The 24537-nt window shown below is 40.0% G+C and carries 20 protein-coding genes; 19 read left to right on the top strand and 1 reads right to left on the bottom strand.

Going from position 1 to position 24537, the window contains the following annotated elements:
- Positions 1 to 51: 51 nt before the first annotated feature.
- The 17 genes from NOS7107_RS06455 to NOS7107_RS06375 all read left to right on the top strand — a co-directional run bounded on the left by NOS7107_RS06455 (position 52) and on the right by NOS7107_RS06375 (position 21756).
- On the top strand, positions 52 to 1017 hold the full coding sequence (locus NOS7107_RS06455) for a glycosyltransferase family 2 protein (RefSeq protein WP_044500564.1): 966 nt from the start codon (positions 52 to 54) through the stop codon (positions 1015 to 1017).
- 30 nt (positions 1018 to 1047) lie between these two features.
- The gene (locus NOS7107_RS06450) at positions 1048 to 2091 is read left to right on the top strand and encodes a glycosyltransferase family 2 protein (protein WP_015112173.1); all 1044 of its coding nucleotides are present in this window, start codon (positions 1048 to 1050) and stop codon (positions 2089 to 2091) included.
- Positions 2092 to 2098: 7 nt separating this feature from the next.
- Entirely contained in the window at positions 2099 to 2932 is an 834-nt protein-coding gene (locus NOS7107_RS06445; protein WP_015112172.1) for a hypothetical protein, read from the top strand.
- 64 nt (positions 2933 to 2996) lie between these two features.
- Positions 2997 to 3845 (top strand): hypothetical protein, encoded by an 849-nt coding sequence (locus NOS7107_RS06440; protein ID WP_015112171.1) that lies wholly within the window; start codon positions 2997 to 2999, stop codon positions 3843 to 3845.
- Between the two features lie 32 nt (positions 3846 to 3877).
- A complete protein-coding gene (gene rfbC, locus NOS7107_RS06435) occupies positions 3878 to 4447 on the top strand; it encodes a dTDP-4-dehydrorhamnose 3,5-epimerase (RefSeq protein WP_015112170.1) in 570 nt (189 codons plus the stop codon).
- Positions 4448 to 4514: 67 nt separating this feature from the next.
- Entirely contained in the window at positions 4515 to 5828 is a 1314-nt protein-coding gene (locus NOS7107_RS06430; protein ID WP_015112169.1) for an NAD(P)H-dependent oxidoreductase, read from the top strand.
- 524 nt (positions 5829 to 6352) lie between these two features.
- Positions 6353 to 7441 carry a glycosyltransferase gene (locus NOS7107_RS06425; protein ID WP_015112168.1) on the top strand — a complete coding sequence of 363 codons (1089 nt, stop codon included), beginning with the start codon at positions 6353 to 6355 and terminating at the stop codon, positions 7439 to 7441.
- Between the two features lie 57 nt (positions 7442 to 7498).
- Positions 7499 to 9727, top strand: a complete 2229-nt coding sequence (locus NOS7107_RS06420) for a polysaccharide biosynthesis tyrosine autokinase (RefSeq protein WP_015112167.1) — start codon at positions 7499 to 7501, stop codon at positions 9725 to 9727.
- 948 nt (positions 9728 to 10675) lie between these two features.
- On the top strand, positions 10676 to 11419 hold the full coding sequence (gene hepC, locus NOS7107_RS06415; RefSeq protein WP_044499759.1) for a heterocyst development glycosyltransferase HepC: 744 nt from the start codon (positions 10676 to 10678) through the stop codon (positions 11417 to 11419).
- A gap of 158 nt (positions 11420 to 11577) precedes the next feature.
- Positions 11578 to 13428: a heterocyst formation ABC transporter subunit HepA gene (gene hepA / locus NOS7107_RS06410; protein ID WP_015112165.1), complete on the top strand. Its 1851-nt coding sequence runs from the start codon at positions 11578 to 11580 to the stop codon at positions 13426 to 13428.
- 106 nt (positions 13429 to 13534) lie between these two features.
- On the top strand, positions 13535 to 14392 hold the full coding sequence (locus tag NOS7107_RS06405; protein WP_015112164.1) for a hypothetical protein: 858 nt from the start codon (positions 13535 to 13537) through the stop codon (positions 14390 to 14392).
- A 1-nt stretch (position 14393) separates the two neighbouring features.
- Positions 14394 to 15554, top strand: a complete 1161-nt coding sequence (locus NOS7107_RS06400; RefSeq protein ID WP_044499758.1) for a glycosyltransferase family 4 protein — start codon at positions 14394 to 14396, stop codon at positions 15552 to 15554.
- A gap of 139 nt (positions 15555 to 15693) precedes the next feature.
- The gene (locus NOS7107_RS06395; protein ID WP_015112162.1) at positions 15694 to 16686 is read left to right on the top strand and encodes a glycosyltransferase family 2 protein; all 993 of its coding nucleotides are present in this window, start codon (positions 15694 to 15696) and stop codon (positions 16684 to 16686) included.
- The gene (locus NOS7107_RS06390; RefSeq protein WP_015112161.1) at positions 16687 to 17889 is read left to right on the top strand and encodes a glycosyltransferase family 4 protein; all 1203 of its coding nucleotides are present in this window, start codon (positions 16687 to 16689) and stop codon (positions 17887 to 17889) included. It abuts the gene before it with no gap.
- Positions 17807 to 18838: a glycosyltransferase family 2 protein gene (locus NOS7107_RS06385; RefSeq protein WP_015112160.1), complete on the top strand. Its 1032-nt coding sequence runs from the start codon at positions 17807 to 17809 to the stop codon at positions 18836 to 18838. Before NOS7107_RS06390 ends, NOS7107_RS06385 begins: the two co-directional genes overlap by 83 nt.
- 35 nt (positions 18839 to 18873) lie before the next feature.
- Complete coding sequence (locus NOS7107_RS06380) at positions 18874 to 20316, top strand: hypothetical protein (protein WP_015112159.1); 1443 nt, start codon at positions 18874 to 18876, stop codon at positions 20314 to 20316.
- A gap of 318 nt (positions 20317 to 20634) precedes the next feature.
- Positions 20635 to 21756, top strand: coding sequence for a glycosyltransferase family 4 protein (locus tag NOS7107_RS06375; RefSeq protein WP_044499757.1), 1122 nt, complete (start codon positions 20635 to 20637; stop codon positions 21754 to 21756).
- Between the two features lie 74 nt (positions 21757 to 21830).
- Here NOS7107_RS06375 and NOS7107_RS06370 read toward each other — a convergent pair whose 3' ends face one another.
- Positions 21831 to 22181, bottom strand: a complete 351-nt coding sequence (locus tag NOS7107_RS06370) for a DUF6717 family protein (protein ID WP_015112157.1) — start codon at positions 22179 to 22181, stop codon at positions 21831 to 21833.
- A 206-nt stretch (positions 22182 to 22387) separates the two neighbouring features.
- Between NOS7107_RS06370 and egtC the strand changes: the two genes are divergently transcribed.
- Positions 22388 to 23176, top strand: coding sequence for an ergothioneine biosynthesis protein EgtC (gene egtC / locus NOS7107_RS06365; protein WP_044500560.1), 789 nt, complete (start codon positions 22388 to 22390; stop codon positions 23174 to 23176).
- Positions 23151 to 24458: an ergothioneine biosynthesis protein EgtB gene (locus NOS7107_RS06360; RefSeq protein WP_015112155.1), complete on the top strand. Its 1308-nt coding sequence runs from the start codon at positions 23151 to 23153 to the stop codon at positions 24456 to 24458. The genes egtC and NOS7107_RS06360 overlap by 26 nt, the downstream gene beginning before the upstream one ends.
- The last annotated feature ends 79 nt before the right edge of the window (positions 24459 to 24537 follow it).

Raw genomic sequence — 24537 nt, 5'->3', positions numbered from 1 at the left:
CTAGATATTACAAGTAAACCTTATTTTGAAATTGATTTTTGTTCTAAAAAAATGAATAAACTACTTACCATTGCTATACCTACATATAATCGCGCTGAACTTCTAGAAAAGCAACTCTGCTGGTTAGCAAAAGCTATTCAAGGATTTGAAGCTGAATGTGAAATTATTATTTCTGATAATTGTTCCACAGATAACACTCAAGAAATCATTAAAAAATGGCAGTCTATCTTTAGTAAAACAACATTTAAATCTCAGAGAAATCAAGAGAATATAGGTTTAATGCCTAACATTGCTGCCTGTATTCAAGCTGCTAGTAGCAAATATGTTTGGACAGTGGGAGATGATGACCCAATCCAGGAAAATGCTCTAGCATTTTTGTTCAAAAAAATCCAGCAGCATCCTGATGTAGCACTAATCTTTTTAAACTGCTGCGGACGAGATAAATTAACCAATCAAATCACTGTAGAACGTTGGTTTAATAGTGATAGTGACGCTCCCCTAACTGATGGTAAAGCTGCATTACAACGTTATCTGAAAGAAAGTTTTGGTGGCGTAATTTTTATGACAGCAACTGTCTATCAAACAGCATTAGTCAAACGCGCTTTACAACAGTGGACATCTTCTTGTAAAAATTTAGCTTCTCAAGCATATTGGACAGGATTTTGTGCGATTCACGGCAGCGTGATTGTTACTAAAGATAATTATTTAGAATGTACAATGCACGCTAGTTATTTAGAGCAAGATCCAACATGGTCAATCATGATGAGATATATTTATATCCCGGAAATATATGCAAAACTTTTAGAGATTGGATATTCTCAAACATTTTGTCTGCAAATGATTTTGCAGAATATCATCACCAAGAGTGACTGGATAATTTTCTTGGGAGCTTTAAGAAGATGGCCAGCTTTAGCAATGAATATTATTATTGCTTATCTCATTTTAGTAATTGGATCTACACGTAACTTGCTGTTTCTACCAAAAGCAATTAAGTCGAGTTTTCAAAGCGAAACATAGTGATATTTGACGAACATTATTCCTGAAATTATGAATAAATTACTGACAATTGCTATACCTACTTATAATCGGGCTGAATTGCTGAATAAACAGTTAGCATGGTTAGCAAACGCAATTCAAGGTTTTGAATCTGATTGTGAAATTTTAGTTTCCGATAACTGTTCTACAGATCATACTCAAGTTGTAATTGAAAAATGGCAAGAAAAACTGAGTAATATCACTTTTAGATCTAATAGAAATCTTGAAAATTTAGGCGTAATGAAAAATATTATGTATTGCCTAAGTTCTTCTACAACCAAATATGTTTGGACAATTGGCGATGATGATCCAATTCAAGATCGAACAATTCCTTATATTATCAATAAGCTCCAAAATAATGAAGATTTAGGCTTATTATTTCTCAACTTTTCTGGACGTAATAAAATTACTGGTGAACCAGTACATCCGCCCACAATTGTTGGAAATCGCTGGTTTGATGCTGATGCAGAAGATGGCGCTGGAAATAGTAAAGCCATATTTGAACATTGTTTTTCTAAAAGTGTTGGTGCAGTTATTTTTCTGACTGCTAGTGTTTACAGCAGTGACTTAATCAAACGCGCCTTGGAAATTTGGCCAGATGCGGCGAGTAACTGGATATCTTTAGCATACTTAGCTGGTTATTGTGCTGCACATGGCAAAATAATTGTCACTAAAGAGACTTACTTAGAATGTATTGTGGGCGTGAGTTATTGGCAAAAAGAGCCTCAATCTGCCTTGTTAATGCAGTATAAACACATTCCCGAAGTAATTTTGAAACTGGGAAAATGTGGATATTCTAAAGAATTTTGCCGACGGATGCTGTTACAAAATAGCAAGGAAGTTAATTTAAAAGTTTTCTTAGGTGCTTTAAGAAGATGGCCTGTATCTGCTATTAAGGTAGCGATTCCCTTTGTAGCTTTAGTGAGTCTTTCTGCTTTTGATGTCATGGCTTTAAAAGACTTGAAACTTGCCGAAGCTAATGAACCAACACCGCAAGAAGTACGAACAGCAAATAACAGGCGATCGCAACTTAAATCAATTATCAAAACCAAGTAATTATCTTATGCTAAATAAACTTACAGGCAAAATGGCAACACTGAACGCAGAGTTAGCTTATAGAATAAAACTCTGGCAATATGCACCCAAACTACCAGCACTAGAAGAAGGCGATCGCCAAATTGTTAAAACACTCAAACGGGAAGGCGCTTATGTAAACTCACTCACTGACTTAGGCTTAACATCCACCCCAGAACTGTTAAAAGCTGCTTATCAACAATTAAGCAGAATGGCAGATGTCAATAACACTCATTTGAGTGAAAAATTACCACAAATTTATACAGTTACCGATGTACCAGAATTTTTTAATTGGGGACGAGACAACAGACTATTAAAAATAATTGAAAACTACATAGGTTTACCTGTCGCTTTCCACGGTGTCCATTTACGCAAAGACTTTCCCAATCAACACCAATTCGGCACATTATTGTGGCATAAAGATTCCGAAGACCGCAAAATGGTCAAGGTAATTATTTATCTTCATGATGTTGAAGATAAGCACGGGCCATTTGAATATATTCCTTTACATTTAGCATCTTTTCCTCATTTAAATTCCTATCGAGTTGATTACAAACTTTGGCAGTCAGGCTACTTAGGAATTAACAATGAACAAATACAAAAAATTATTCCCAAATCAGCTTGGAAATCTTGCACAGGTGCAGCAGGTACAGTGGTGATTGCAGATCCTAGAATGGCTCTACATCACGGTACTATTCGCACAGAAGCTCGGTCAGCACTATTTTTTGTCTATACCGCTAACCCACCCAAGCGCCCAGAACTTTGTACTCAATATTGGGATGATACTTTTAGCAAACCAGAAATGCTGCAAGAAATTTCTTAGTAGCATAGAAAATTACTCAAGTAATTCCCAATTTTTGACTCACAATAATTGCCATTATCTAGTCATGCTGAAGACAATTAAATACAAAATATCTTCTCTATACTCCGATTTAGTTTTTAGCCTCAAACGTTGGCAACATACAAAAAATTTACCTGCATTAGAAAAACGCGATCGCCTAATTCTTGAGGCGCTACAAAAAGATGGCGTTTGCGTGACAACATTAGCAGATTTAGGCTTAGATTCCACCTCAGAACTACTCAAAGCTGCTTACGAGCAATTGTCTCGGATGCAAAATCCCAACAACGAGCATCTAGCAGAAAAGTGGCCGCAAATAACCACAGTTACGGGTTTACCAGAGTTTTATAATTGGGCAACCCAGGAAAGACTGCTAAATATTATTGAAAATTATATTGGGTTTCCCATTACTTTTCATGGTGTACATTTACGCCAAGATTTTCCTAGCGATCATCAATTCGGTACTTTGTTATGGCATAGTGATGCAGAAGACCGCCGCCTGATCAAAATCTTTGTTTGCTTGAACGATGTAGAAGCAAAAACTGGGCCTTTTGAATATCTTCCTCGTTCTTTAACCCCTGTATTTAGTTGGAAGTATTGGAGACTTTACTACCAACTTTGGAAATCAAGTTATATGGGGATTGATGATGAACAAGTGAAAAATATCATTCCTAAATCAGCGTGGAAATCTTGCCCAGGGCCAGCAGGTACAGTCATTTTTGTCGATACCAAAAATACTTTACATCATGGAACTGTCCGCACCCAAACGCGGTCAACACTATTCTTTTGTTACACCGCTAATCCACCTGAAAGACCAGACCTTTGTACCCAATTCTGGGATGATACCTATCCCAAAGCTGAACTTTCTCTATCTGAAGTAGATAAAGTTATTGTTTAACTAATTAGCCCACATTAATATCGAGGTAATTCATGATTTTCACCGCTACCAATCTCAAAGATGCTTACATTATTGATTTAGAAGCAAGAAGCGATCATCGTGGTTTTTTTGCTCGTTATTTCTGCGCTCAAGAATTTGAAGCTCACGGTTTAAAGCCAGTTGTTGCTCAATGTAACTTGTCTTATAACTACAAAAAAGGTACTTTGCGGGGAATGCACTATCAACTGCAACCCGCAGCCGAAACAAAATTAGTTCGCTGCACCAAAGGGGCAATTTATGACGTAATTATTGATATGCGTCCTGATTCTCCGACATTTTTATCTCATATTGGCGTGGAACTAACCGCAGATAATCGCCGGGCTTTGTATGTGCCGGAAATGTTTGCTCACGGCTATCAAGCATTAACAGATGATGCGGAAGTAATCTATCAAGTTGGTGAGTTTTATACACCAGGATATGAAAGAGGTCTGCGTTATGATGACCCATTTTTTAACATTGAATGGCCTGTAGAAGTCACAGAAATTTCTGAGAAAGATTTAAATTGGCCTTTGTTAAGTATGATGCGTGTGGGAGAAGGTGAGGAAGTTGCAGCAAGTGTATAGTTAGTAGTTTATTAACTGCTGATAATCTGTCTGTTTAATACATAAAAATAGCAATCAGAGGAATTTCATGATTATTATTGATAATGCTTTAAAAGCTCGTGCCGCAGCTGGTAATCCCATCAAAGTGGGAATGATTGGTGCTGGTTTTATGGGGCGAGGAATTGCCAACCAAATTATTAATTCAGTACCGGGAATGGAGTTAGTTGCTATCTTCAATCGCAGTATTGATGGAGCTAAACGAGCTTATACAGAAGCTGGGATTGAAGATATTCAAGTTATTAACACTGTGAGCGATTTAGAAGATGCGATCGCCAGCGGTAAATATGTCGTTACAGATGAGGCTAAGTTAATCTGCCAATCAGAAAGCATCGAAGCAATTATTGAAGTGACTGGCGCAGTTGAATTTGGCGCTCATGTTGTCATGGAAGCGATCGCTCATCGCAAGCATGTCATTATGATGAATGCCGAACTTGACGGTACAGTTGGCTCTATCCTCAAAGTCTACGCTGACAAAGCTGGCGTGATCCTCAGTGCTTGTGATGGCGACCAACCAGGGGTAGAAATGAATCTTTACAGATTTGTACAGAGCATAGGTCTGACACCATTACTATGCGGTAACATCAAAGGATTGCAAGACCCCTATCGCAACCCCACAACCCAAGAAGGCTTTGCTAAACGCTGGGGACAAAAAGCCCACATGGTGACAAGCTTTGCTGATGGTAGCAAAATTTCCTTCGAGCAGGCGATCGTTGCTAACGCCACCGGAATGCAAGTCGCCAAGCGCGGAATGCTTGGCTATGACTTCGCAGGTCATGTTGATGAAATGACCAATATGTACGACATTGACCAACTCAAAGAATTAGGCGGAATTGTTGATTATGTAGTTGGTGCTAAACCCGGCCCTGGTGTATTTGTCTTCGCTACTCACGATGACCCCAAACAACGCCACTACCTCAACCTCTACAAATTAGGTGAAGGGCCTCTCTATAGTTTCTATACTCCTTATCACCTCTGCCATTTTGAAGTTCCCCTGTCTGTAGCGCGTGCTGTTCTCTTCCACGATGCTGTTATGGCTCCTATTGGTAAACCATTGGTAGATGTAGTCACAACTGCCAAAATCGATTTGCCAGCTGGCGAAACACTTGATGGTATTGGTTACTATATGACTTACGGTCAATGTGAAAATTCTTCCGTTGTCCAAGCCCAAAAACTATTACCAATGGGTTTAGCAGAAGGCTGTCGTTTAAAACGAGATATTCCTCGTGATCAAGTCCTAACTTACGACGATGTAGAATTACCCAAAGGTAGACTTTGTGACCAACTTCGTGCTGAACAAAATGCTTATTTTGCATCGGAAAAAGTTCTGGCATCTGTTGGCTAAAAGTTTGTTTTGATATCACTAGCCTCAATCATTGTTAGATAAAGAGATACCCGAATTATTGAATAGTTCGGGTATCTGAGCCTTTCTATATTCAATTGAATCATTTGTGAACAATTAGATACCAATTTGAAAAATAATTGCGCCAGATTGAGTGCTGAAAAGCTTACCAACAAAACCTTTCACAATCCAAAATCCGTCTTGAAAAGTTTGCTCAAGTCGGGAAATCCGCCCACGCAGCTTTTCGCAAAATCTAAAATCCAAAATGGTATGAGTCCCTCAATTTTTATAACTCTCGGTTTATTCTATGCCTAAAGGAATATTTTTACGGAACAATGATTTTTAGTCAGAATTAACTATTATAAATAATTTAATCAAGTTTAAATATCTGATAAATATTGCCAAAAAGTATTCTAATTAACTAATAACTTAATTGCAAAACTTTATAGTGCTAAACACGAAAGTTTTAGTAGTAATTGACTAAAATCTTTAGCTGAAAAAATTTAGTAGCAGATTGAATAAAATCTATGAAAATTGCTCTCGTCCATGATTATTTAACTCAGCGTGGAGGGGCAGAGCGCGTATTTGAATTATTATGTAAGCGCTACCCTGAAGCAGATATTTTTACTTCTTTATACGACCAACAAAAAACCATTGATTTACGTGAGAGGATAGTCAACACAACTTTTTTACAAAAAATTCCGGGTGCAGCTAAATATTTTAGAATGATGGCACCATTTTACTTTCCTGCCTTTCGGGCTTTAGATTTACAAGACTACGATTTAATTATCAGCAGCAGCACTAGTTTTGCCAAAGCTGTACGCAAACGTCTTGATGCTCGCCATGTTTGTTTTTGTCATAATGTCACCCGTTTTTTGTGGGATACAGAAACATATTTGCGAGAATATGGAGATTATAGATATTTTGCACCATTAATTGAACAAATTTTCCAATTGATGAGGAATGTAGACCTGAAATATGCTCAGGAACCTGATCTTTACATTGCTAATTCCAGCGTTGTTGCTAAAAGAATTCAACAGATTTATGGCAAACCAGCAATTGTAGTTAACTATCCAATTGATACCAGTAACTTTGTTTATTCAGATACCAAAGAAGATTATTTTTTGGCATCTGCACGGATGATCAGTTATAAGCGACTAGATATAATTGTCGAAGCTTTTAATTGGTTGGGGTGGCGGTTATTAATCTCAGGTGACGGCCCGGAACAAGCACGTTTAAAAGCCAAAGCATTAGATAATATTGAATTTTTAGGTCATGTGAGCGATCGCCAACGTAAAGACTTATTTTCTAAAGCTAAATCGGTGATTGTTGCAGCCTTAGAAGACTATGGATTAGTCCCTGTAGAAGCCAACGCTAGTGGTACACCAGTAATTGCCTATGGCGCTGGTGGTGTTTTAGATACCCAAATCAACGGTACTACTGGAGTATTTTTTAAAAGACAAACACCAGACTCTCTACAAGCTGCATTACTAGAGTCCGGACGCATCACTTGGAATTATGAAAATATTCGTAATCATGCAGTGAATAATTTTTCAGAACCAGTGTTTTTCCAGAAAGTTGAGCAACTTATTGATCAAACTTGTATAACTCATTAATTATTTATCTGGCTTGTTAGTTGTTCGTGTAGCGTCTCGCAGAGAAGGATAATAAAAGTGGTTCAGACTAGTCTTAATCCCAGTGTAAATACAATTGCTGACACAGAGCCGGGCTATGGACAAATATTAGCAGTTTTTATTCGCAGGTTTCCTTGGTTTATCGCAGTATTTGTGGCTTCAATTGCTATGGCAGCAATTATGACGGCTAAGACAAAGCCTACTTATAAAAGCTCAATGCAACTGCTAGTAGAGCCTAACTACCAAGGTAAAAAAGAAACAGGTGGAGTAGAAAATCAATTCACTGAATCTAATGTAGAGATAGACACAGCCACTCAGCTAAATCTCATGCAGAGTTCAGGACTGATTCAAAAAGCAGTTGATAAGCTGCGTCGAGAATATCCAGATATTACTGTAGGTGATGTTAAAAGCGCTTTGGCATTAAACCAATTAAAAACCAAAGAAGATAATGTCGCCACAAAGATTTTCCAAGTAGAATATACTGCTCAAGACCCAGTAAAGACACAAAAAGTGTTGACGGCTGTTCGGGAAGTTTATGTAGAATACAATAAACAACAGCAAGATGCGCGTCTGCAAAAAGGTCTACAAATTATTCGGGAACAGTTGAGTAAGGCTAGTGAAGAGGTAAATGCAGCTGAATCTAACTTGCAAAGATTCCGCCGCAACCAGAACTTAATCGATCCCGTGGCTCAAGCCAAAGCTCTAGAAGATGCTTTGAATAATGTTGAGCAAGAACGTCGTACAACTCGCTCTCAATATCAAGAGGCGATCGCACGACAAAAATCTTTAGAAGAACAACTTAATCGTTCTCCCCAAAATGCCCTAGTGGCTTCACGGTTGAGTCAGTCTACTCGCTATCAAGGGTTGCTCAACGAAATCCAAAAAACAGAACTCGCACTGGCTCAAGAACGCTTGCGCTTCACAGATGAAACGCCCACTGTGCAGAAGTTGCAAGAACAATTGATTAGCCAAAAAGCTTTGTTAGAACAAGAAGTAGGCCGGACTTTAGGTACAAAGTCCTCTGGCGTAGTTAGTTCTAGAGACTCGTTGTTAGAACAAGGACAGTTTGGCCAAATTGATTTAAACCTTGCTAGTTCATTAGTAGAAACTCAAACAACTATAGTTGCATTGAGCGCCCGCGATCAAACTTTGGCACAAAAAGAAACTCAATTACGGCTGGAAATCAAACGCTTCCCGCCTTTGTTAGCTTATTACAATCGCATTCAACCACAGCTGCAATTTAGCCGGGAAAGGTTAGAGCAACTGTTAAGAGCCGAACAACAATTGCGTCAAGAACTAGCCAAAGGTGGATTTAATTGGGAAGTTGTGGAAGAACCCCACAATGGTGTGCAGTTAGGCCCCAACTTACAACAAAATCTCTTATTAGGTGCTGTTGTGGGGTTAATGTTGGGCGGTATTGCGGCCTTCTTACGAGAGGCTTCTGATGATGCTGTACATACAACTGCTGAGTTAGAGAAGCAAGTAGCTTTACCGTTATTAGGCACAACGCCCAAACTTCCGCCAGCCAAAGCCAGAGATTCAATTATCAAGTTACCTTTTGGTAAGCCAGAAACGTCTGCACCTTGGACAATTCAGGTGCTACAGTCGCCACCACGTTGGGAATCGCTGGATTTAATTTACAAAAATATTGAACTGCTCAACACTGTATCTAGTTTAAAGTCTTTGATGATTACTTCAGCGTTACCCGATGAAGCGAAATCTGGTATGGCGTTGGGTTTGGCGATGAGTGCGGCGCGGTTACACAAACGAGTCTTACTAATTGATGCCAACTTACGCGATCCCAGTTTGCACGAACAGCTAAATCTGCCCAATGAACAAGGACTATCAACTTTGCTCAGTAGTGAGGTGACATTACCAAATGAGATTGGGATTCAATCTTTAGGTTCAGCCTACATCGATATTTTGACGGCGGGGCCGAAACCTACCGATCCGGCTCATCTGTTGAGTTCTCCCCGGATGATACAACTGATGCGAACCTTTGAAGAGAATTATGATTTGGTACTGATAGATGCTCCACCAGTCTTAGGATTGGTAGATGCAATGTTGACCGCATCCTCTTGTCGGAGTGTGGTCTTGGTAGCCAGTATGGGTGTTGTGACTCGCAACCAACTTGCTCAAGCTACAGGGATGTTGAGGAAGTTAAATCTGATTGGGGTTGTCGCTAATGGCGTTTCTACCTCTGACAGAAGTTTTGTCCAGTATCCTAAAGAATATCGTTTGGCTTTGAAACAAGCAGTAGAAAAATAGTAAAAACGATACATCTTAGATATGTGCGATCGCTCTTTTGGTGGAGGCGATCGCACATATTTTTTTTGCATATTTTTGCCTGGATAAATGTCTTGATTAAACACTTTAACTGTTAAATTTAAATCTTAAGTACTGAGTAAAAATTAAGTATATTTATATCAGCTTTATAATTATGATGATTAAATCGCATGATTTTAAAGACTAAATAAAGAATTAAGTTCAGTATATAGTCATTTCTACAGACTCTTATATCCTAGAGATTAAAGCTCCTTTCAAGCAGCTAAAAGACAAAAGTGGACTAGTTTTCTTCGACTCAACAAATTAACAACCAAGGTAGACCAAATCTCACAAACTTATCAAGGATGGAGCAAAAGAATAATTGGATGATTTACCTCTACATCTATCCAATATCTTTGCTACCTAAAAAACAGCGAGTTTACCTGCAATATTTTCCCAAATATTGATTGCTATCTACCTAGTACAACAAGGCAAAAGTAAAAAGTGAGCCACTGCGGTGAAGCAGCCCCCGTCTTGGCGGTTCCCGTCGTTCGCGTAGCGTCTCCGTCAGGAGATGGCGGACTGCTGAACCCGAAGGGTGGGCGGGTTTCCCGACTTGTTCGTGTAGCGTCTCCGATTAGGAGAAGCAAGTGGCGTTAGCGACGCAGGAACGTCACTCTGAAGGAGTCAAAAGGAAAAAAAAGAATAGTGATACCACAAGCCTTTTAGCAATTCCATATACTCTGTTTATTTCCGCCAACCTGTACTAGTTATTATCTTTGTTATTTCGCCATCTTCAGAGCAGCAAACTTCTGCAAGATGGCTATTTGAAGCATATTTTTGTCATCAGTCATCTACTAAGTTTTATAGCAATACAAGATTCAGATCAAAGTCTTTGGCATGAATCATCTTCGAGATCAGCAATTTACTATCGTACTAATCCAAAGACACATGACTAGCTCATTAGTTCGTACTCTACAGACTACTTATAGTGAAACTCCGCAAAGCACTCCATACTGCACACTACAATGGCGGCGTGGTCAGTTATTAGTCAAATCTCCCGATAAACTGCAACAGCCATATTTACCAGCTTTAGAAAACAAGCAATTATTAATCGATTGCTTAAAATATTCCCCGGTTAATTTGGTCAGTGTAGACCCTAAAATTGGTGAGACTTGGGTAAAGTTTTGGGCGGATGCTTGTAAAGAAGCTCATAAGCCGATGTTTCTTTACGGATCTTCAGAAAATTTACTGTTTAAACAAAATAGCCAACCTTGGGGATGGTTCCTGCGAATCATTGATTGGATTGCAGCTTTAGTCATGCTGCTATTACTAACTCCAGTCATGGTTATCTTGCTTGTCTTGTTGCAAATTACCTCATCAGAATCGCTATTTTCTGGTGAGTGGTATGTAGGAGAACGCGGTAAACTCTTTCGAGCTATTAAATTCTCCACCACAACCAAGCGCAAAATTACACCGTTAGGTCGTTGGATGCGTCAATATGGCCTCGAAAATTTACCACAGTTATTCAATGTACTGCGGGGTGATATGAGTTTTATCGAATCTCGTTGTTGGACTTTAGAAGCAGCAGTCCGATTGAGTGCAGAAGCACAACTACAACTTAATCAATTACCTGTCATTACAAGTTCCTGGCCAGTCCAGACAGAATCAAACTTAATAATTAATAATTCATAATTACTAATTATTGACTGCTATCTTCTCTCTTTAGCTCAAAATCTTTCCCAGCAGTGCGGTAATTGATGACTTCATTTGCCGCACTTAAACTAAAGCTAAATAATCACAGAGCATCCATAGCAACCTGTAGGAATTAGGAAATATTTGTTCAAAAACTCATGCTTGTTAAACTAAAACAACAATTAAACAATTTATTTAAGACTAGTAAATTCTGGCAAGAAAACTACCTCATATTGCGAGAATTTAAACATTTCCGCAAAGTTGCTATATTTGCTTTAGTATTTTCATTTTTAGCAGCTACATTTGAAGGTTTTAGTATTGGTTTTTTGCTTTCATTCTTGCAAAATTTAACTAATCCCAATGCTAAACCTATTCAAACTGGTGTCGAGTGGTTTGATATTTGGATTTTAGCCGCCAATACTTCGGCAGTTAGTAGACTATATCGAATATCTTTGCTGATTTTATTGAGTACCTGGATACGGGCTGGCTTTAATTATTTAGCGCAAGTATATACAGAAAGCACTCAACTGTATTTAGCCGATCGCCTGCGGAAGCAAATTTTTGAGCAGTTGCAAAATTTACCTTTAAGCTACTTTGCAACAACGCGTTCTGGGGAACTGATCAATACAATTACTACAGAAATTGAGCGCATTAAACAGTGGTTTAGTGGTGCGGCTTTTTTGATGACTAGAACTATCACTGCCACTGTCTACTTTATCTCAATGTTTTTATTATCATGGCAGTTGTCTATCGTTTCTCTACTTTTATTTACCTTAGCCGGTGTAGGTTTATCAACCCTCAATGCGCGTGCCAGAGAAACAAGTTTTAGTACTTCTATTGCTAACGGTCACTTTACCTCCACAGCCATAGAATTTATTAACGGAATTCGCACGGTACAGGCGTTTGGCACTCAAGCTTTTGAGCGACAACGTTTTTACCAAGCTAGTGATAATGTAGTCAGTACTTCCAAAAAAGTTATCTTAATTTGGGCATTGGTGAGACCTCTAGCCGAAAGTATAGCTAGTACAATTCTCATCGGGATGATTATTTTTGCCTTTACGGTGTTTGTGGTGAATGGCACACTCCAAGTTGCATCATTACTCACATTTTTCTTTGTGTTGTTTCGAGTTGTACCCATTATTCAAGATATTAATGGTACAAGAGCGCATCTGAGTACACTTGTAGGTGCAGCAGACAACATCAAAGATTTAGTTAGGACTGATGATAAAACCTACTTACAGAATGGCAACATCAAATTTGCTGAGTTAAAACATTCTATTGATATTGTTTCTGTAGATTTTGGTTACGACCCCAATCATTTAGTGCTAAATAACGTCACTCTGAGCATTGAAAAAGCCAAAACAACAGCGTTAGTCGGCGCAACTGGCGCAGGTAAAAGTACATTAATTGATTTAATTCCGAGATTTTATGATCCGACAGAAGGTCATGTGATGATTGATGGGGTTGATATCCCAAAATTTGACATCACTTCATTACGACATAAAATTGCAGTAGTCAGTCAAGACACATTTATTTTCAACACTTCTGTTTGGCAAAATATTGCTTATGGGACAACCGGCGCAACCGCAGCAGACATTCGAGAAGCTGCACGTTTAGCAAATGCGCTGGAATTTATTGAAGACATGCCAGAAGGTTTTGACACCAAATTAGGAGACCGAGGCGTAAGATTATCTGGAGGACAACGCCAGCGAATTGCGATCGCGCGGGCTTTGCTACGTGACCCAGAAATTTTGATTTTAGATGAAGCCACCAGCGCCTTAGATTCTGTCACTGAACGCTTGATTCAAGAATCATTGGAAAAACTCTCTGTAGGTCGGACAGTAATTGCGATCGCTCATCGTCTTTCTACTATCGCCAACGCCGATAAAGTTGTTGTTTTAGAACAAGGACGCATCGTTGAACAAGGTAAATATCAAGAACTCCTAGAGCTAAAAGGTAAGCTTTGGGAATATCACAAGACTCAATACGAAATGGGTCAAGCGGGGTAAAGAAGTGTGAAGTGTGAAGTATGAAGTATGAAATTTTATACTTCATGTTTTTCTAGCATTACTCATTTACAGTTAATAATTTTTCTATATTTTTGAGGTAAATTTAATGGTAAATATTGGCTACCATGCTGCTAGAATTCAAGGGCAAGTTATCAGCAATTTATATACGAAATTAGTTGCTAAAATTAGCAAATTTCCTATAAAACAATCTCGCCAAGTTGATATCAACGTTTATTCTTTTTCTTGCGAACGAGATTTACCAGTACAAGTTGCCAGCATTCGCTCATTTATTCGCCATGTTGGCATTCCCAATAAATTTACCGTCATTTCTGATGGTAGCTATACAATAAATTCTCGGAATGTATTATGCCAAATTCATCCTTGTGTAAATGTTGTTGATTGGAAAGACCTAGCTAATCCACAAATCCCTCATTATATTTTTGACTATGCCTTGAATCATCCCCACCGCCCAACGATGGCTATGTGGAGAAGATTAGCGGCATTGATGTCACTCGATATTACAGAGCCAACAATTTACACTGATGCTGATATTTTGTTTTTTCCTGGAGCGACGGATTTAATTAAATTATGTGCATCTGATGATAGCTCTACTTGGTATTTACCTGATTGTAAACCTTCTTTAGATGAGCGCATTCTTTTAGAAGCTACTGACAAACTCAATCCGGTAAATGCAGGCTTTTTTATTCTCAAAAAACAACTAGATTGGTACAAGCCACTAGAAAGAGTAGAAAAATTTGTCGATTCACCTATCTTTTATACAGACCAAACTGTAGTGCATTTAGCTATGCACAATGACGATGCTAAACCATTAGCGGCAGATAAATATATTATCAACGTAGATGACCAATTTGTTTATCCTGATCGTTATGCTGCTAAACATATTGCCTTAAGACATTATGTAAACGATGTCAGACACAAATTTTGGTTTAATGCCGGTCTATAAAATGAGCAAAAACGTAACCAATATACAAATGATTCATCACTGTACTAACACTAATATAAATGGAGGAGGAGGAATAGAAACTTATGTAGCTTCTTTAGTAAATGCTCGAATTATTGAAGTTAGCGATCGCCCTCTGGATTCTATTCAGACAGTCGATCAAAAGCAGTTCAAATTACTGCATATTCACGACCCAGAATTTTTAGCAGATTTACGCGAAGAATGTCCGGCAATTTTTACCCTACACAATCACTGTAGCTACTGTCCCAGTGGGACAAAATATCTAGCAGACCGCGGCAAAATTTGCGATCGCGTTATGAATCCTCTTGGTTGTGTTTGGGGACATTTAGTCGATGGTTGTGGGAGTCGGCGACCACACAAAATTCTGGGTAATTGGTGGAATGCTGACAATCCGCTGAATAATTTGAAAAAATTGAAAATTCCCGTAATAGCTAATAGTGAATATGTGCGTCAGCAAATTATTCAAGCGGGCATATCACCAAAGCGAGTAATGACCCTGCGCTGTGGTGTGCAATTACCTAAAGTTGCGACAGAACCTTTGAGCCGGAAAATTTATCAAAATCAGCGTATTTTATTTGCTGGTCGGATTGTTCCCGATAAAGGTTTAGAGTGGCTACTCAAAGCCTTAGCCAAAACTGAACGACATATTCACTTAGATATTGCTGGTGATGGTTGGGATAAGGCCAATATGGAAAAATTAGCTGATGATTTGGGTTTAAGCGATCGCATTACTTGGCATGGTTGGTGTAATTCTGACCAATTAGAAACCCTTTATCAACAGTGCTTATCGGTGATTTTTCCTAGTCTTTGGCCGGAACCTGCGGGACTTGTGACGTTAGAAGCTTATGCGCGTTATCGTCCTGTCATTGCTAGTGCTGTTGGTGGAATTCCTGAACACGTACAAAATAACAAAACCGGGATTTTAGTTGAGCCTAATAATATTGCACAGTTAGCAGCGGCCATTAATGAATTAGCCACAAATTATGCCAAAGCTAGATTAATGGGTGAAAAAGGCGCAGCTTGGTATCACGAAGAATTTACGATGGATGTTCATATTCAGCGTTTGTCAGAAATTTATAGTAAAACTATCGCTGAATTTCATACTCGTGCAGAAAGTCTCAAGTCTGACATGAAAAAATACTGATATAGCAATCATCAATGATTTACAAATATCTCTACCTGTTTGTTTATATATCAAATATGACTGCTATATTCAGATTTTTTAGCTATTGAAAATTGCGCTTTATTGACCGGAAACGTACTAAAAATAACAAGATAAATGTATGTCAATAAATTTTAAATCAGCAGCACCATTGGTTAGTGTTATTATTCCTACTTACAATCGCCCAGAGTATTTGAAGCAAGCGATCGCTAGTGCGGTTAACCAAACTTATAAACAGATTGAAATCATTGTTTCTGATAATTGTAGTGATGAAAATCCCCAAGCAATTATTGACTCTTTCAAAGATGTACGCATTAGATTTATCCGGCATCCAGAGAATATTGGGATGTTAGCTAATCAAATGAATGCTTTTAAAATGGCACGGGGCAAATATGTTGCCAGTCTCCACGATGATGATATGTGGAATGAGGATTTTTTAGCTAAACTTGTACCAATTCTCGAAGCAAACTCTAATTTAGTTTTAGCTTTTTGTGACCAATATATCATCGATGGTAATGGCAATATTAATTATGTGGGTACAGAAGAAAACACCCGTGGTTTTAAGCGGAATGTCCTAGCACCAGGTATTCATCAAGATTTTGCCAAAATTGGGTTAATTGATAAAAGTATTCCTACTGCTGCATCTTGTTTAATTCGCAATCATGTAATTAATTGGGATAGCATTCCTCAAGAAGTAGGGGGAATGTGGGATTTATATTTAACTTACCTCTGCTGTATTTCTGGTTATAGTGCTTACTATTATCCTGAAAGATTAACGCGTTATCGCGCCCATGAGCAAACTGACACTATGCTCAGTGGTAGTAAAAATGCCACAGCTAAAATTCGCAAAGCCCAAAGCGAAATATTTTGCTACAAAATCTTTATGGAAGATTTTCGATTGCAAGAATTTCACAAGTATTTTCAAGGTAAATACTCAGATGCTCATACAACTTTAGGGATTGGTTTACTGCGGAATAAGCAAATAACAGCAGCCCGTCCTTATTTATGGCAGGCACTAAAACAACAAAAATTGAATTTACGAACTTTAGCGGCGCTGATATTTAGTTTTACTCTGCAACTATTAGCTAATCAATTGGTGGGAGTATCAGAATAAATGAAACTTTGCATTGTTACCCACAAAATAAAAAAAGGTGATGGGCAAGGAAGAGTCAACTATGAAGTTGCTCAAGAAGCGATTCGTCGTGGTCATCACCTAATATTATTAGCCAGCGAAGTTGCGCCAGAAATTGAGCAAAATAGTCAAGTTACTTGGGTTCCTATTGCTGTTGATAGCTATCCCAGTGAGTTTATTCGTAATTTCATCTTTGCTCAAAAAACTGCCGCTTGGTTGCAAAAACATCGCGCTGAAATCGATTTATTAAAAATCAACGGTGCAATTACCAAAGTTGCGGCCGATGTGAATGCTGTACATTTTGTCCACAGTTCTTGGTTGCGATCGCCTGTACATATTTCCCGCATTCGCCGCGATGCTTACGGTTTTTATCAATGGTTGTACACCGCCTTAAATGCTCATTGGGAAAAACAAGCTTTTCAACGGGCTAAAGTTGTTGTCGCCGTTTCCGAGAAAGTTGCCCAAGAGTTAACTAATATTGGTGTACCGCGCGATCGCATCCGAGTAATTGTCAACGGTGTAGATTTGCAAGAGTTTAGCCCTGGTATCCCTTCTCGCCAAAAATTAAACTTACCAGAGAATGTAAATTTAGGATTATTTGCCGGAGACATCCGTACACCACGGAAGAATTTAGATAGCGTTCTCCAAGCTTTGGTGCAAGTTCCTAATTTACACCTAGCGGTGGTTGGGAGTACCGAGGGTAGCCCTTTTCCTCAGTTAGCAGCCGATTTAGGAATTAGCGAACGGGTACATTTTCTCGGCTATCGCCGTGATATCCCGGAAATTATGCGGTCAGTTGATTTGTTTGTGTTCCCCTCCCGTTATGAAGCTTGTACCTTGGTCTTGTTAGAAGCCCTCGCCTCTGGATTGCCTGTGATTACTGCCACAGCTACCGGGGGTGCAGAGTTAGTTACACCCGAATGTGGAATTGTTTTACCAGATTCAGATGATGTTGAGGCCTTAGCCACTGCTTTGTCATCTTTAGTAAGCGATCTCACTCTCATGCAGCAAATGGGTCAAGCCGCCCGCGCCGTCGCTGAACAATACAGTTGGTCAACTATGGCTCAAACCTATATGGATCTATTTGAGGAGTTACAAAAGCATGAAGAACACAGTTCTCATCCCGACCTATCGCCGTCCTCTAGATCTATCTCGTTGCCTTTCGGCACTGCAAGCGCAAACTAAACCAGTCGATCAAGTCATCGTCGTTGTCCGCGATACGGATACCCAAACTTGGCAATTTCTCCAAGAATTTCCCTTAAATAACTTGCCTTTACAAACTGTCACCGTCGCGATCCCCGGAGTAGTAGCCGCCCTCAACGCTGGACTAGGGGCAGTTGAAGGAGATGTTTTATCAATTACAGATGATGATGCTGCACCTCATCCTGATTGGTTAGAGCGAATTAACGCTCATTTTTTGGCAAATAGTCAAATTGGCGGTATTGGTGGACGCGATTGGATACATCACGGTGACAAAATTGAAGATGAATCTCGCGCCGTAGTTGGTCAATTACAGTGGTTTGGGCGGATTATTGGCAACCATCACCTCGGAGTTGGTCAACCGCGCTTTGTTGATGTTCTCAAAGGTGTGAACATGAGTTTCCGCACCCAAGCGATCGCCAACTTACGTTTTGACGAACGAATGCGAGGTACAGGCGCACAGGTACATTTTGAAATGGCCTTTACCCTCACCTTAAAACGCGCCGGTTGGCAGATGATTTATGACCCACAAGTTGCAGTTGATCATTATCCCGCCCAGCGGTTTGACGAAGACCAACGCAATAACTTTAATGCGATCGCCCAAATTAACTTAGTTCATAACGAAACCCTAGTTTTACTAGAACATTTATCACCCTTGCGCCGCCTCATCTTCTTAGTGTGGGCAATTTTAGTTGGTACAAGAGATTGTTTCGGCCTCATCCAATGGCTGAGATTTTTCCTCAATCAAGGCCGACTCGCCACCCGCAAATTATTCGCCTCTTGGCGCGGTCGCTGGCAAGGATGGCAGACATGGCAGGTTACAGGTGACAGCTTACAGGTGAGCCACTGCGGTGGACAGGTTCCCTGGCATAAAGCAAGTGGCGTTAGCGCAGCGTTAGCGATGCAGGAGCGTCATCCGAAGGGTCATAGGTGACAGGTTACAGGTTTAAAAAAATCAGGAAATGCACAGTGATTTCTCAATCTTTACTGTTCAATAGCTTTTTACAAACTCCATTTTCACCCCGACAGCGATCGCTACAAGGTTGGATCGTCATTCTCGGCTTTATCTTGCTGAGTGTAACTTGCTACTTTGCTGGTGCGGCGGGAATGTTGCGCCTAATTTATCCCGCGACAGCTTTAATCGTAGCGATATTTTTATACTTACGCCATCCAATTTTATACATCGGCTTTACTTGGTGGATGTGGTTCCTCACACCCTTAGTAGCCCGTTTGATTGACTATAAGGTTGGTTGGGATGCCACCCGGCAAATTTTAATCGCGCCTTACTTGGTCGTATTTGTGACAATCGCCACATTCTTACGCCACTTTCCTCAAGCCTCTCGTCAGGGAGGTTTACCGTTTATTTTGGCTTTTATCGGCGTATTTTATAGTTTTCTTGTCGGACTAATTTATAATTCACCAGTTCCGGTGGCTCGTGGCTTACTCGACTGGCTGAGTCCGATTATTTTTGCTTTTCACCTATTTATGAACTGGCGAGATTATCCCACTTATCGCCAAAATTTACAGCGGACATTTTTATGGTGCGTATTGTTAACTGGCGCTTACGGCATCTATCAATTTGTCGTCGCCCCGGAATGGGATAGATATTGGCTTATCCAATCAAAATTATTTACCAGTTCTGGCAACCCTGTACCCTTTGGGATGCGTGTCTGGAGTACATTACACTCAGTCGGGCCGTTTGGTGCGGTGATGCAGACTGGGTTACTGCTGTTATTTACAGCTTCCGGCCCATTAATATTCCCAGCTTCCGCCGTTGGCTACGTCTCGTTTTTACTCGCCCAAGCCCGGACTAACTGGGGCGGCTGGTTACTCGGCGTAATTCTGATTATGGGTTCAGTCAAAGCCAAAATTCAAATGCGCTTAATTGCGATCGTTGTAATTATGGCACTGTGTGTAATTCCCTTAACAACTATCGAACCCATTTCTGGGGTGATATCAGCCCGGTTAGAAAGTTTTGCCAATCTAGATAAAGATACTAGTTTTAAGGATAGATCTGGAAGTTACGATCGCAACTTAGGTCTAGCACTTTCTAATGTTCTAGGCAATGGTTTAGGCAATATTTGGAAAGTCAACGAGAAAACCGGACAAATCGAAGTATTTGTCATTGATAGCGGGATTCTCGATATGTTTTTCACTCTAGGCTGGTTTGGAGCCAGCTTTTATTTAGGTGGATTAATTCTGATTCTTTTCAGTGTGATGCAGTATAACGAAGCACGGTTTGATAGTTTCGTCAGTGCTGCCCGTGCCATTGGGATTAGTTCCTGCGCTCAATTAATCATCGGTAGCGGGATGTTGAGCGTCTCCGGCATGATTCTGTGGGGATTTTTAGCAATGGCAATGTCGGCGCATAAATATTATCAGCATGAAAAAATCACTGGAAATCGGTTGTAGGGGAAAGAATTAACTTCTTTCAATCCCATATTTCCAATAACGTTGGAATTTTTAGATATCCCCAAACCCCTTAAAAAGCTACCGTGTAAACACAAATTATCTGATCCCCCTAAATCCCCCTTTTGAAGGGGGATTTGAAGAAAATTCCCTCATTTTTAAGGGGGGTTAGGGGGGATCGAAACACTACTAGGCAACTTTATAAGACTTGTGTTGTACACGGTAAGAGGGGCTTATGAGTCTCTTTTACCTCCTTTTTAAGAGGGTCGCCGCAGGCGGGGGGATCTGATGCCTATACTCTTATACACTTATTAAAAAATTATGAAAGCTATAGTTATCATGCCCCTAGGTGAACAAAAAGGTGGCGGTGAAATGATGTTTTTAGACTTGATGCAGCAAGGACGTAATGCTGGTGTTGAGTGGATAGCCATCTTTTTAGAACCCGGCCCAATGGTGGAACAAGTTAGAAAATTGGGCATTGATGCGCGAGTTCTTGAAAGTGGCAGATTACGGCAAATTCATAAGTTAATTATTACTGTATTGCGAATAACGGCGATCGCTCGCCGTGAAGGTGCAGATATAATTGTCAATTGGATGTGGATTACCCATTTTTATGGCGGTATCGCCGCTATGCTGCTAGGTTTACCATCTGTTTGGTATCAACTGGAAGTCCCCCATGACAAGTTTTGGTTAGTCCGTCTCGCCACAGCATTACCAGCCCGTGCTGTTATCACCCTCTCAGAAGATGGCAAGCAAGCCCAAGCCCAGATTTGGCCGCATCGTCCCACACCTCTGGTTTATCCTGGTGTCGCTTTAGATAGATTTGAACCAACTGCGTTACCTTCACCCCAAGCAGCACGGCAAAAACTCGGCTTACCATCACAGGGGCCACTCATTGGCATTGTGGGCAGACTCCAACGCTGGAAAGGAATGCACGTCCTCGTTCAAGCAATGCCAAAAGTTTTACAGAAATATCCTGATGCTCATTGTGTGGTAGTTGGTGGTAAACATGATTTAGAGGCAGATTATGAAGAGTTTCTCAAATCAGAGATAGCGAATTTAGGGCTGCAAGAGAAAGTAATTATGCCCGGACTTCAGCGCAATATTCCCGAATGGGTGCAAGCAATGGATGTCTTTGTTCATGCTTCTGATAAAGAACCATTTGGCATTGTGATTATTGAAGCGATGGCGCTGGGTAAACCTGTCATTGCTGGTGATGCTGGCGGCCCCACCGAAATTATTACCGATGGGATGAATGGCTTATTAACACCTTACGGTGATTCTGAAGCATTAGCGATCGCAATTCTCCGTTATCTAGATGAACAAGACTTTGCCCAAAATGTCGCCGTCGCTGCACGCCAACGCGCCCTCGATTTCTCTACCCAGAACTACGCGCAAAACTTTATCAATACTCTGCGTTCTCTGATACCTAGCGTTTCGTAAATATAGCTAAATATCGACATACTCAGATACCCGACTTTTGTAAAAAGTCGGGTATCTTATCTTTCATACATAATTTAGGAATACAAACCTTCAGCTTGACAATAGATTTTTGTCGGTGCTTGCTCAAAATATTTAAATAATGCTGGACATAACCAACCTTCCAGACTTTTTTCCCGCCACAAATACCAATTACCGTTGTACTCCTCACGTAACCATGTTAATTCTGCTTGATAACCAGGGAAAGGACTAGCAGAAAACAGGAGTTTAAATCCTTCATCCACATTAGCTATACCTTGAACAAAAATATCAATCATTTCCGGTACACCACTCACAAACGGTTCTTGCACCAAATCTAGACGCTCATCATCAAATACCCATGTTTGATTATGCCTATATGGAAAAATCACCATCATTGAGTTAGTCATGAGCAATTATTTGTTAAGTAATTGGTAAATAATTTTGTAGTCAAGGTTACTAATTACTAGAGAATAATATAACTTGAGAAAATTGTAGTGCATCAGCAGGTTTGCAGGGTGAAGCGGGCAAGTATAGGGCAAACTCATTTACAATTCAGGAAATTCTCAGCAATCAAGCTTATTCTGTAATGCAATTGGGAGTAAATACTTTTATCATGTGCCGTTTACTTGCCTATCTTGGTTCGCCTGTTTCCTTGGAGCATCTTCTGTATAAACCAGAACATTCTTTGATTGTCCAAAGTTATCAACCCCGTGAAATGACTTCTGGTGTAGTAAATGCAGATGGTTTTGGTATGGGTTGGTATCATACTCACAAAGATACTGCTCCCTATATTTATAAAAATACATCGCCGATTTGGAATGATATTAACTTACCTCATCTAAGTCGTTACGTTGAATCAAAGTGTATTTTGGGTTATGTACGCAGCGCCACCATAGGGCAAGCTGTAGATTTTACCAATTGTCAGCCATTCAATCACGAAAATTGGCTATTTTTGCATAACGGATTCATTGAAAATTTTCGGCAAACATTACATCGAAGAATTCGTAGCACTTTAACACCCGATTTTTACGACAAAATTTATGGAAGTACCGATTCTGAACATTTATTTGCGTTATTACTTTCTCAACGTCAAATTCACAAACATCGTCCGCCAGAATATGCACTACGCGCTACTTTGTTAGGTATTGCTGAGTTAGCAAAACGTCATCAAATCAAGGTTTTAGCCAACATAGTTTTAAGTGACGGAAAACGCCTGATAGCTTCCCGTTTTTCTGTTGGTTCACCAAATCCATCTTTGTACTGGATACGAGATGATCTGAATTTTCCGAACTCTGTAATTATTGCTTCGGAACCTTTATTTCCTGGTAAATGGAATCCTTGCCCAGAAAATAGCATCATCAGTGTGGGAGAAGACTGTGATATCCAAATTGAACAAATCTAGCACCAAAGAATTTATTTATTATGCTTTAAATGATTGTCGGAAAAAAACTTTAAAGCTAATTGATGAATTAGACGATACGACATTTCGTAATCAGTATCATCCTGATTTTAGTCCTGTTGGCTGGCACTTGGGACATATTGCTTACACTGAGTCGTTATGGTTGCTAGAACACAGTGCAGGTTTAAGATGTTTATTTCCGCAATACCGCAAGCTGTTTGCAGCCGATGGTTTACCCAAATGTGAACGTGTTCAACTGCCAAACTTAGCAGAAATCAGTGATTACTTACAGACAGTTAGAGACAAAGTGCTGGAATATTTAGAAGTCGCTGATATTGAACCGCAAGAACGTCTCTGGCGGTTTTTAATTCAGCACGAAAGTCAACACTGTGAAATTCTCAGTTATGTGTGGGAATTGGCGAAGAGAGGAAAGGGCGTAGGGGGGCAAGGGAAGAACATCACACTCAACACTCAACACTGGCTAAACGCCCCGCTACCGCTAACAGCACGGGCTAAACGCCCCGCTACCGCTAACAGCACTTCTATGGTAATGATTCCCGCTGGGGAGTTTGAACAGGGAAACAATTCTCTGGATGCGTTGGATAATGAAAGTCTCTGTCATCGAGTATATCTAGATACTTATTGGATTGACCGTTTCCCGGTGACTTGCGGGCAGTATAGGGAATTTATGGCGGCGGGAGGCTATGAAAATACTGAGTGGTGGTCTGATGATGGGTGGCAATGGTTACAAACTGAAAGAGTAACACAACCACTTTATTGGCAGAGCGATCGCAGTTATGATAATCATCCAGTCTGCGGTGTGAGTTGGTACGAAGCTGAAGCATATTCGCGGTTTGTTGGCAAGCGTTTACCCACAGAAGCCGAATGGGAAAAAGCGGCTAGTTGGGATGCTCAAGCTAACCATCGGCGCACCTATCCTTGGGGTGAAGAAATGCCCACACCTAAATATTGTAATTGCGATCGCCTGATATCTCAGACAACCCCAGTTGATGCTTACCCTGAAAGCAAAAGCGTATATGGCTTATTTGATACTCTGGGTAATGTTTGGGAATGGACAGATTCTTGGTTTGCGCCTTACCAAGGTTTCCAAAGTTACCCTTATGTGGGTTACTCCCAAGTTTATTTTGACAATCAACACCGGGTGTTAAAAGGTGGTAGTTGGGCAACTCGTCCGTGGGTATTACGTGCTAGTTTTCGTAATTGGTATCATCCTAACGTACGTCAAGTATTTGCAGGTTTTCGCTGCGCTACAAGTTTTAATTAACGAAAAGTTATGGTGTTTTTAGTGGTAAATACGCAAATTTAGTGTTAAACCTTGAGTAATCTAGCTCAAGCGTGATGTT

It is taken from the genome of Nostoc sp. PCC 7107 (genome assembly GCF_000316625.1).
GTDB lineage: Bacteria > Cyanobacteriota > Cyanobacteriia > Cyanobacteriales > Nostocaceae > Nostoc_B.
This window is presented reverse-complemented; position numbering and strand designations above follow the sequence as displayed.

What these genes read in the sequence shown, in the direction of transcription:
- NOS7107_RS06455 (WP_044500564.1), top strand. Translation starts at nt 52, where the DNA reads ATGAATAAACTACTTACCATTGCTATACCTACATATAATCGCGCTGAA.
- NOS7107_RS06450 (WP_015112173.1), top strand. Translation starts at nt 1,048, where the DNA reads ATGAATAAATTACTGACAATTGCTATACCTACTTATAATCGGGCTGAA.
- NOS7107_RS06445 (WP_015112172.1), top strand. Translation starts at nt 2,099, where the DNA reads ATGCTAAATAAACTTACAGGCAAAATGGCAACACTGAACGCAGAGTTA.
- NOS7107_RS06440 (WP_015112171.1), top strand. Translation starts at nt 2,997, where the DNA reads ATGCTGAAGACAATTAAATACAAAATATCTTCTCTATACTCCGATTTA.
- rfbC (WP_015112170.1), top strand. Translation starts at nt 3,878, where the DNA reads ATGATTTTCACCGCTACCAATCTCAAAGATGCTTACATTATTGATTTA.
- NOS7107_RS06430 (WP_015112169.1), top strand. Translation starts at nt 4,515, where the DNA reads ATGATTATTATTGATAATGCTTTAAAAGCTCGTGCCGCAGCTGGTAAT.
- NOS7107_RS06425 (WP_015112168.1), top strand. Translation starts at nt 6,353, where the DNA reads ATGAAAATTGCTCTCGTCCATGATTATTTAACTCAGCGTGGAGGGGCA.
- hepC (WP_044499759.1), top strand. Translation starts at nt 10,676, where the DNA reads ATGACTAGCTCATTAGTTCGTACTCTACAGACTACTTATAGTGAAACT.
- hepA (WP_015112165.1), top strand. Translation starts at nt 11,578, where the DNA reads ATGCTTGTTAAACTAAAACAACAATTAAACAATTTATTTAAGACTAGT.
- NOS7107_RS06405 (WP_015112164.1), top strand. Translation starts at nt 13,535, where the DNA reads ATGGTAAATATTGGCTACCATGCTGCTAGAATTCAAGGGCAAGTTATC.
- NOS7107_RS06400 (WP_044499758.1), top strand. Translation starts at nt 14,394, where the DNA reads ATGAGCAAAAACGTAACCAATATACAAATGATTCATCACTGTACTAAC.
- NOS7107_RS06395 (WP_015112162.1), top strand. Translation starts at nt 15,694, where the DNA reads ATGTCAATAAATTTTAAATCAGCAGCACCATTGGTTAGTGTTATTATT.
- NOS7107_RS06390 (WP_015112161.1), top strand. Translation starts at nt 16,687, where the DNA reads ATGAAACTTTGCATTGTTACCCACAAAATAAAAAAAGGTGATGGGCAA.
- NOS7107_RS06385 (WP_015112160.1), top strand. Translation starts at nt 17,807, where the DNA reads ATGAAGAACACAGTTCTCATCCCGACCTATCGCCGTCCTCTAGATCTA.
- NOS7107_RS06375 (WP_044499757.1), top strand. Translation starts at nt 20,635, where the DNA reads ATGAAAGCTATAGTTATCATGCCCCTAGGTGAACAAAAAGGTGGCGGT.
- NOS7107_RS06370 (WP_015112157.1), bottom strand. Translation starts at nt 22,181, where the DNA reads ATGACTAACTCAATGATGGTGATTTTTCCATATAGGCATAATCAAACA.
- egtC (WP_044500560.1), top strand. Translation starts at nt 22,388, where the DNA reads ATGTGCCGTTTACTTGCCTATCTTGGTTCGCCTGTTTCCTTGGAGCAT.